The 6,578-nt window shown below is 36.8% G+C and carries 6 protein-coding genes and 1 tRNA gene; 3 read left to right on the forward strand and 4 right to left on the reverse strand.

Features of this window, described 5'->3' with window-relative positions:
- Both K6G87_RS17735 and K6G87_RS17740 read right to left on the reverse strand, forming a co-directional pair.
- On the reverse strand, positions 1–257 hold a 257-nt coding region (locus K6G87_RS17735), incomplete at its 3' end, for a LicD family protein (RefSeq protein ID WP_296840257.1).
- A 168-nt stretch (positions 258–425) separates the two neighbouring features.
- A complete protein-coding gene (locus K6G87_RS17740) occupies positions 426–1,637 on the reverse strand; it encodes a lipopolysaccharide biosynthesis protein (RefSeq protein WP_296840260.1) in 1,212 nt (403 codons plus the stop codon).
- A gap of 275 nt (positions 1,638–1,912) precedes the next feature.
- On the opposite strand from K6G87_RS17740, the gene K6G87_RS17745 reads away from it, so the two are divergent.
- The gene (locus K6G87_RS17745; RefSeq protein WP_296840262.1) at positions 1,913–4,024 is read left to right on the forward strand and encodes a cyclic nucleotide-binding domain-containing protein; all 2,112 of its coding nucleotides are present in this window, start codon (positions 1,913–1,915) and stop codon (positions 4,022–4,024) included.
- A gap of 474 nt (positions 4,025–4,498) precedes the next feature.
- Positions 4,499–4,966 (forward strand): large conductance mechanosensitive channel protein MscL, encoded by a 468-nt coding sequence (gene mscL, locus K6G87_RS17750; RefSeq protein ID WP_296840265.1) that lies wholly within the window; start codon positions 4,499–4,501, stop codon positions 4,964–4,966.
- 170 nt (positions 4,967–5,136) lie between these two features.
- Here mscL and K6G87_RS17755 read toward each other — a convergent pair whose 3' ends face one another.
- The gene (locus K6G87_RS17755; RefSeq protein WP_296840267.1) at positions 5,137–5,649 is read right to left on the reverse strand and encodes an NUDIX hydrolase; all 513 of its coding nucleotides are present in this window, start codon (positions 5,647–5,649) and stop codon (positions 5,137–5,139) included.
- A gap of 135 nt (positions 5,650–5,784) precedes the next feature.
- Positions 5,785–5,855 (reverse strand) — tRNA-Gly (locus K6G87_RS17760).
- A gap of 332 nt (positions 5,856–6,187) precedes the next feature.
- Between K6G87_RS17760 and K6G87_RS17765 the strand changes: the two genes are divergently transcribed.
- Positions 6,188–6,400, forward strand: a complete 213-nt coding sequence (locus tag K6G87_RS17765; protein ID WP_296840270.1) for a hypothetical protein — start codon at positions 6,188–6,190, stop codon at positions 6,398–6,400.
- Positions 6,401–6,578: the final 178 nt, after the last annotated feature.

Genomic DNA, 6,578 nt, shown 5'->3' on the forward strand with positions numbered 1-6,578 from the left:
TCATCTGCAATAAATTTAAATCTCTCATCAGCTTCTTTGACAAAATATATTTTCAGTCTTTCATACTCTTTACGCGGCATGATTATATCTATGTCATCATCCCAGGGAATAAAGTCATTGTGCCTTGCCGCGCCAAGAAGTGTACCTCCATGAAGGAAATACCTTATGCCATGTGCCTTGCAGATCCTGTCTACTTCGTCTAGCATGGCCCTGTTTGATTCATGAATCTTTTCTATATATGATAATGTGTCCTGCATTTACAATTCCTTTTGTATTATTTATCTGTATTATTTATCTATATTATTTATATGTCTTCTTTATCTATCTTCTTTATCTGTATTCTTTATCTATTTTCTTTATCTGTTTTCTTTATATGTTTTCTTTATATGATTCGCGCATTATCCGTTCGATTATTTTATGGACTATTATTGCCCATCCGCACTCTTAAAGCACAAATATATCGAAATCAGATATCTTGATATATTTACTATAAGTATAGATACACAAAAGCCTTCTATTCCATACATAATGGCTGCCGGTATGCACAAAAGAAGAAATATTATTCCGTATGCGATGTTGATCTTTAGCTGGTAATCAGCTTTGGCAAGCCTTAGGAGCACCGTAGTCACAACATTAGATATAAAATAGATTACCTGGGCAGTTCCTGCAATAAGAAAATATCCTTTGACCATGTCAAGTTCGTTTCTATATAAAAAGTATACTATCAAATATGATCCAGGAACACTTAAAAGAGAAAAAACTACTATTGCTCCAAGTGTTATACCAAAAAGCATCCTTACAAGATTTGTCCCAAAACTTCCCTTATATCTTGCAAGATAGCCAATAATGACGCTGTTAAGAGGGGTCGTAACAAGCGTCATAGTCTTACCCACAAGAGATGCTATATAATACGTCGTTACAGCGCCTGCGCCAACAAGATTCATAAGAAGGAGCCTGTCGCCGTTAAAAATAAGATTGCTTATAAGATTGGTTGCTATAAGCAAAAATATTGTATTAAGGTTGTCTTTTACAAACTCGCTTTTGCCAAATAGTCTGTCAGATAGTACGTTCCCCTTGATCCTTACATATATAAGGCCAAGGATTTCCCCCGGAATAAGAGCCATTGCCCATATTCCTGTCGCCTTCATTATAAAAAGACCTGCCACATATCCAAGGCTCACAAGAAGATAATATATAAAATAGCCCTTATAATTAATATTAAGCCTGAATTCAACATCGCCGTAAAATCTAAGGACTGTCAGAAAACACAATATTCCTGACAAAAGCGCTGTACCTGCATTCATATGAGCTTTTCCAAAAAAAGCCGCACAAAAGGTTACGATTATTCCTGCAAGACCTAAAACAACAACTACAGTAAGGTAATCACTTCCATTTGTTTTGCGTTTTCCAGACTCTACCATCCTCGCATAATTGACCGCTGATCCAACTGCAACTCCAAATATATTGACATAAGACATTACGTATACGATAGCACCATATATATCATTTCCATATGTCTTATTCCAAAAAGGATATACTATAAACTGAAGTACAAGATTCATAAGAACAAGCGCTATTATGCTTAGCATTGAATCTTTAAATATGTTTTTGAATTTATCAAAAGAGGGAGCCTTCATTTATGATCTTCTCCTGGTATTACTAAAGAAAGGCCCTCTTATGCCATACGAAGCCTAACTTAAGCTGTATATTTTTACCGGTAATTCTTTAGTGAACTACTAATTATCTTAAAGTAATGTGTTATCTAACTGGAATCCAATATCTGTCCGAAATAGTAATAGGTTTTTATTCCAGCTAATCCCATCACTAGTATATCACGGTGCCAAATATATGGTATACTAAAAGAACATTAACATTTATTTGATATCTCGTTAATACCTAAATGAGGTCTAATATGCAGATAATCGAACTCAAAAAAGGTCAGACCCTTCATCAGGCTGGATCGCCTGTAGAAACCATAGATATCATTTCAAAAGGAGAAATCAATATCTATAATGATGGGATAAACATCGTCTTAAAAGGCGGCACTATCTGCGGTCTTCCAGAGGCTCCCGGAGAAACCTACAATTTCACCTACACAGCTTCTACAGATACAACAATTGCTTCATATCCCTATACGAGAATCGAAGACCTTATAAGTGTGATCAAAGCCAATCCCAAGATCGCACCTATTCTTGTGTCCAATGTCTATAAATCTTATCAGATTGCTTTTGATGCATGTACGAAACAGATCGAAGACACTAAAGAAACTTATCAAAAGATCATATCTGATTATGAAGAGTATCCATCTTTATGTACCATAACCGGCACCCAGTTTAAGGCCTATCCTGAAGTTCTGGACCAAAAGCCTCTTCCAGATATAAAGCTTGCTCCAAACTGGAGAGTCGATTATGTAAATGCAATCGTTAATAATGATGCAGCTCTTCGTAAGGCTTTCTATACAATCGATATAGATATTGACGTAGCCATGATACTAAGCTGCGTCCAGTATTTAAACGCTTTATGCCAATATTCTTTTGAAATACTCAGATATACTAAAACTTTGTTAAAAGAAACAGCAGCTTTCCGTAGCTCTTTTACCACAATAAAAGTAAAAGCCGATCAGATCATGAACGGCAGTAAGGAAAACCCAGATGTAGTTCCTGAATTTAAAGACGTACTTAATACTCTTCTTTCCTTTGGAAAAGTTGATCCAGAAACTTCGGAAGCATTTACTGCTTCTGTAAATGCCTATAGATCCTCCACTGTAACAGATGCATTCTCTGACGAATACAGAAAAGTCAGAAGAGATGTTACAGCACACTTCTATAAAGTATACAAGGCTGTATTTCTTGCAAGCCTTTCTGAGTCTCTTATACCGGATGCTGTAAATATGTTCCTTATGTTTGGCTATTGCCATGAAGACCTTGTATCAGCCGAGCAGACTGCAACTTTATACAGGATCATGAAATCATATTCACCGGATCCTTCGGGACATATATTCACTATGCCGGAATGGCTTGAACTTGTATACAGAGGCGAAGTCGTACCTTCAAGAAACGAATTCAACCTGGATTATCCTGCATACTTAAACGAGCAGAAATCGCAGGGTAACATCTCTGAAGATGAAATGAAAGTACTTCTTGATGATGCAAACGCAAAACTGGACTTTGAAATCAACAACCTCTTCATGTTAAGTAACCGTGTTACTTTCGGAAGGGCATCCGCTTTTGTGCCTTTATTTGACGAAGCTAATATCTCTAAGCCTCTTACTGACGCCTTCATGCGAAGCGATATGCTTCAGGCTCAGATAGACGAAATCAGAAATGATGATTATACAATCTTCTACCGAAACGTAATGTACTCAAATCCTGAGATTGGGGTTAATACCTTCTCTTATGCCAAAGAAATCCTGCCATATTTTATCCTTCTTCCAAACTGCGGTTCAAGGATCACGCTCTGGCAGGAAATCGAAGGAAGGAAAAGAGATACACCGGCCAGATACTGTCTGTCAATCTTCCACTCAGGTGAACTTTCTGATACTCTTCTTCAGGGCTTTGCCGATTACAGATGGGAGATGTGCAAGACGATACAGGGAATCCATTGGAATGATGTAACTGATCCTTCGCTCACTTCCGAATACTGCGATTATCTTCAGTTCTACAAAAAGAACAGGATGCTCACTCAGGACCAAAAAGAAAAGCTATATGAGCAGCTCAAGAAATATTCGAATCATTACAACCAGGTATTCATGGCTGATTATATATCTTACATGAAATTTGAAAAGGCAGGCTCACTTCGTCTTAATAAACTTGCAAGGCAGATACTCTTTGCCTACTGTCCTTTTTCCAAAGAATTGAGGGACAAGATGTCTGCGAGTCCTCAATATGCAGATCTTCTTAAAAATTTTGATAATAAAACCGCAACCGCAATGCATACTTTGGAAAATGTTTTTACCAAGATCGAAAAGGGCGGATTTGAAATACCCGAAGAAATCGCCTCCCAAAAAGAGTACCTGTCGCTGTGATTTGATATTTTGCGCCATATATCATATATAATCCAAAAGCTTGCCTATCGCTTCGCCCGGTCTGCGCTTTTGGATTATATATGATATATGGCTACTATCTCAAGCTCACAGGCGAGTAAAAAAAGCAAATGAGGTTATCTATAACTTCTACGCTGTCGCGCTTTTGGATTATATATGATATATGGCTAGCTTTTTCAAGCTCACCCAAATCTTTATGCATAAATTTAAATAGTTTTATTTATAATTTCTCATTGTGTGGTATACTTTTTGTATCATTAGTTGGCATTTATATATATTATGTTTGCGATAGTTTTAGTAGCGGAGCAATCCGGTCGTCCTATGATGTCAGCAGTTTTGTGGCATCTACATCATATGTATATTTTTCCAGCTTATCTTTTTGCAAAAGGCCAATATAATTCAAGGGATTATTGGTCAATATCTTTTTCTATTAAATAATATTTAAAGGAGGCTACTATGGCTGAGGAAAAGAAAAAGGGGTTAGTTGCGGAGTTTCAGGAATTTATCATGCGCGGAAATGTTATGGATCTGGCTGTCGGTGTTATCATCGGTGGAGCATTCCAGAACATCATCAATTCACTTGTTAATGACATCATAATGCCTTGCATTAGTGCTATCACAGGTGGTATTGATTTCAATAACTATTTTGTATCACTTGACGGCAATGATTATGCAACACTCGAAGCTGCCAAGGAAGCAGGTGGAGCTACTCTTAACTATGGTACATTCATTACTGTCATCATCAATTTCCTTTTAATGGCAGTTGTCATATTCCTTCTTGTTCGTTCTCTTAACAAGCTTCATGACAGACTTGGCAAGAAGAAAGAAGAAGCACCAAAGCCTGTAAAGATCTGCCCTTATTGCAAATCTGAGATTCACAAAGATGCTACAAAGTGCCCTCATTGCACATCTGATGTAGCATAAACAATTAGTATATATGACTATTTATCACTTCATTTAGACTTTGAGCACTCAAATACAAAAAAATCCCGCCGGCATTGATATGCGTCCATAATCCTGAACAAATATCACACAGGTCGACGGGATATTTTTTTACTATATTATGATGTAGATGTCAAATGTACATTTTAACATCATCTGAGTGTATTTATATATTTTTCAAATCTTTGATTATGTGACCCTATAGCATTTTCCGAATCTACATAGCAAAGGAAGTCATCTTTGTTAACCCATTTATAAGCTACTGTCTCGCCCTCTTGCAAGGTAATAGAATCTTTATCGCTACTTACTTTCACAAGGTAAGAATAATACATCCCTCTACTTGAATCCTTGAATACTACATTGACAAGTTCTATGCTATCGGGAATAAGTCCTGTCTCCTCAAGTAGTTCCCTTTTAGCGGCTTCAAGCGGTTCTTCCTTGCTAAGTGCTGAGCCTCCTGCACCCGCTTCCCAATATCCGGGATACACATCCTTATCATCGCTTCTTTTCATTAAAAGATATGTGCCATCTTCATGAAGTACTAACATATCTACAACAAGATGATATCTGCCTTCAGGTATATCTTTAAAATTCCCAAAGCCTCTCACCCATGTTTCACCTGTTCTATTGCCGTCTCTATCGTATAGATCCCAAATTTCTGCCATAAAAACCTGCCTTTTCTGATAATTATTCTGCTTATACGAGTGTGAGCTACTCGGTAATAAAATTACTAAGGATTCCCACTTGATATCCTAAAAAAATCGCAGTCAGAATTATCATCCAACTGCGACTTCATTTAAAGCAGATGACGGGAATCGAACCCGCCTCCTCAGCTTGGGAAGCTGATATTCTACCGATGAACTACATCTGCAACGTTATTAATTCTAGCATTGTAGAATCACTTATGCAAGTGGCAGACGAATAGTATTTTATCATTAAAGTTAATCTTCTAAAAAAACTGATTTTTCTTTCTATCAGCATCTCGACAAGCCGGAATTCGTCCCGGCCAGTAATTCTTTAGCCCGCTTCAGAACAGAACTGTTGCATCCGATAGAAGGAGTAAAACATTTTGTGACGGATGAGAGACATAGGGAAGATTAACTATCAGGATAATGAAATAAGCAAATTCATATTTGCAGGGATATTAGTAAGAAATATAAGAGAAGTATAACCATAAGGATATCGTAGATGATGGATATTCAAATGGAAAAAACAGAGGATTTAATAGCTGTTGATTATTGGGCATCAATGGCGTTTGACAGAAATATGACTGACGAGTTGCTTAGGAAAAGATTTAACGAGTTTTCTTTAAAAGCTGACCAGATGCTTTTAAATGATTGGAAGAATATTAGAGACGATAGGATGCAGCATATATGTAACATTTTAGAAACAGTTATTAAAGAGAAACTGAAATAATACGTAAAGCAATGCTTTGTGTTTTATGAGTAAATCAAAATTTAAGTTTTTCTGACTATAAATATAGAGAGGTTAGTATGAATAGACCAATTACAACGCTTCTTTTACTCCATCAATTGTAGGAAAATCTTTATCAGCATCGAGATTGTCCGATGCTCCAGGACTAATTTTTCCATCA

The organism is Butyrivibrio sp., from assembly GCF_024699075.1.